The following is a 246-nucleotide window of genomic DNA, read 5'->3' as shown; positions in this document are numbered from 1 at the left end:
TACGGATACAAATGATGCGGTATGAATAGAAATGAATAGACTGTAAATCAGGTCATCAGGTTCCCAATAGAACCCCATGATACATTAAAACCCGCTAATTTGCTAAACTATCCGTCCTATCGAGCATAGGAGCAACACTAAACCGACCATTCCAGTGATTGTCAGTATTTTCAGGCATTGCGCTGGTTTGGCTGGTTTTTATCATTTTAAGATTACCGTGCATTTTTTGACATTTAAGTATATTTT

General features: G+C 37.4%; 1 pseudogene. It reads right to left on the bottom strand.

Annotated elements, in window-relative coordinates:
- Window positions 1-109: 109 nt before the first annotated feature.
- A pseudogene (locus OOJ59_RS28080) lies at window positions 110-223 on the bottom strand (tRNA dihydrouridine(20/20a) synthase DusA); the annotation flags it as partial.
- Between the last annotated feature and the right edge of the window lie 23 nt (window positions 224-246).

Origin of the sequence: Citrobacter sp. W9, assembly GCF_026719375.1 — a bacterium.
In the GTDB taxonomy this organism is placed as follows: domain Bacteria; phylum Pseudomonadota; class Gammaproteobacteria; order Enterobacterales; family Enterobacteriaceae; genus Citrobacter; species Citrobacter werkmanii.
The sequence above is the reverse complement of the archived record's forward strand: the minus strand, read 5'-3'. Positions and strand labels throughout refer to the sequence as shown.